1 protein-coding gene is annotated in these 1,204 nt (G+C 49.0%); it reads left to right on the top strand.

The window, feature by feature from the left end; translation table 11 throughout:
• Positions 1 to 14 precede the first annotated feature (14 nt).
• Positions 15 to 1,204 (top strand): elongation factor Tu (gene tuf, locus BLP80_RS14945; protein ID WP_090544523.1); only part of this gene is annotated, 1,190 nt, incomplete at its 3' end.

Genomic DNA, 1,204 nt, shown 5'->3' on the forward strand with positions numbered 1-1,204 from the left:
GATGAGGATATAGCATGGCGAAGAGTAAATTTGAGCGATTGAAGCCGCATATAAACGTTGGCACGATAGGTCATGTTGATCATGGGAAGACAACATTGACGGCGGCAATTACGATGGTATTGACGAAGAAGTTTGGTGGTGAAGCGAAGTCGTATGCTCAGATTGATTCTGCGCCAGAGGAGCGTGCGCGGGGAATTACCATTAATACATCCCACGTCGAGTATGAGACGGAAAAACGTCATTATGCGCATGTGGATTGTCCTGGTCATGCGGATTATGTGAAAAACATGATCACAGGTGCGGCGCAGATGGATGGGGCTATCTTGGTGGTATCGTCGGCTGATGGGCCGATGCCGCAGACGCGTGAGCATATCTTGCTAGCGAGGCAGGTTGGGGTGCCATACATTATTGTCTATATGAACAAGGCGGATATGGTGGATGATGCCGAGTTGCTGGAGCTGGTGGAGATGGAGATACGGGAATTATTGTCCAAGTACGATTTTCCTGGAGATGATACACCGATTATTATAGGCTCGGCATTGAAGGCGCTTGAGGGAGATCAGAGTGATATTGGAGAGCCATCGATATTTAAATTAGCGGATGCGTTGGATAGTTATATCCCTGAGCCGCAACGAGCTATAGATGGGGCATTTATTATGCCGGTAGAAGATGTGTTTTCAATATCTGGGCGAGGTACGGTTGTAACGGGGCGTGTGGAGCGAGGTATCGTTAAGGTAAGTGACGAGATTGAGATCGTGGGATTAAGGCCGACATTGAAGACAGTCTGCACTGGAGTGGAGATGTTTAGGAAGCTGCTTGATCAGGGGCAGGCCGGCGACAATGTCGGGATATTACTGCGAGGTACGAAGCGTGAAGAGGTTGAGCGCGGCCAGGTGCTGGCGAAGCCTGGGAGCATTCTGCCGCATACAAAGTTTACGGCCGAGATATATGTTCTGAGCAAGGAAGAAGGTGGGCGGCATACACCATTTTTTGCGGGGTATCGTCCTCAATTTTATTTTCGTACAACTGACGTAACGGGATCGATAGAGTTGCCATCGGGAACTGAGATGGTGATGCCAGGGGATAATATTTCGGTAACTGTGAACCTTATTGCACCAATTGCGATGGAGGAGGGGTTGCGTTTTGCAATTCGTGAGGGTGGTAGAACTGTTGGGGCTGGTGTCGTAGCTAAAATTATTGAGTA

The organism is Nitrosomonas sp. Nm132 (genome assembly GCF_900100485.1).
In the GTDB taxonomy this organism is placed as follows: Bacteria; Pseudomonadota; Gammaproteobacteria; order Burkholderiales; family Nitrosomonadaceae; genus Nitrosomonas.